Here is a 1,190-nt window from a genome sequence, read left to right as displayed (position 1 = left end):
TCTTCGGACCCGCTATAGCGGTGCAGCAGGACCTTGAAGGCGGCGAGCAGGGTCATGAAGAGGGTGGCGCCCTTGGCCCGGCTGAAGGCCTCCAGACGTTCCATCAGCTCCGGGGGCAGGGTGAGGGCACGCTGCCCGCCCTTGTAACTCTTGACGGCGGGGCGAGGGTGATCGGCGGGAAGCTCCAGCAAGGCGGGTGCGTTCCCGAGGCGGTCGCGCCAATAGGAGAGCTGGGTCTCCAGTACCTCCCCGCTCAACCAGTCACGCTGCCAGGCGGCATAGTCGGCATACTGGATCGGAAGCGGAGGCAGAACAGACAACAGATCATCTTCAGGGGCTGCGAGCGCAGCGGCATAAAGCGTACTCAGGTCACGCACCAGCACACCGAGGGACCAGCCGTCTGCGGCGATGTGGTGCAGGTTGACCAGCAGCACTTCGGCGTCCGTATCCAGGCGGAGCAGGGTGAGGCGGAGCAGCGGGTCTCCTGCGAGATCGAAAGGTTCGGCTGCATGCCGCGCGGCGCGGGCGCGGACCAGATCGTCGCGATCCGCTTCCTCACAGATCAGATCCTCGACAAGCAGCGGATCGTAGGGATCGCGCAAACCCAGCACGGGCTGACCGTTCTCGGCGCGCACAGTCATGCGCAGGCTGTCGTGCCGTGCTGTGAGGGCGAGGAGCGCAGACCTGAGGGCGTCTTCATCAAGTGCCCCCGCAAGGCCAAGGGCGGCTGTGATGTTGTAGGTAGCGGCATGATCGCCGTCTTCCAGCTCGGCGAGGAACCAGAGGCGCTGTTGTGCGAAGGAGAGGGGGAGCGTGTCGCGATCTTCGCGCCGAACAATCGGCGGCGGTGGTGTGCCGCGGCGTTCGGCTTCGATGGCGGCGGCCTGTGCCGAGAGGGTCGGGTGCTCGAACAGCAGGCGGAGGGTGATGTCTGTGCCGAAGGCGGCGCGGATGCGGGAGAGTAGTTGCGTCGCCAGCAGGGAATGCCCGCCGAGATCGAAGAAGTTGTCTGAACGTCCGACGGAGGAGCATCCGAGGACCTCCTGCCAGAGACCGGCGAGCAGCTCCTCGCCCGGCGTCGCGGGTACGCCGGAGCCGCTCCGCTCAACCATGTCCGGCACGGGCAGGGCTTTGCGGTCGAGCTTGCCTGTGACGGTGAGGGGCAATGCGTCGAGCACCATCACTTCCGA

General features: G+C 66.3%; 1 protein-coding gene. It reads right to left on the bottom strand.

Annotation, left to right across the window (positions count from 1 at the left end; translation table 11 throughout):
• On the bottom strand, nucleotides 1–1,190 hold a 1,190-nt coding region (locus tag K328_RS21940; RefSeq protein ID WP_036552981.1), incomplete at both ends, for a condensation domain-containing protein.

Origin of the sequence: Nisaea denitrificans DSM 18348, from assembly GCF_000426505.1 — a bacterium.
GTDB classification, from domain to species: Bacteria; Pseudomonadota; Alphaproteobacteria; order Thalassobaculales; family Thalassobaculaceae; genus Nisaea; species Nisaea denitrificans.
Note: the sequence above shows the minus strand (reverse complement) of the source record. Positions and strands in the feature narration are given on the sequence as shown.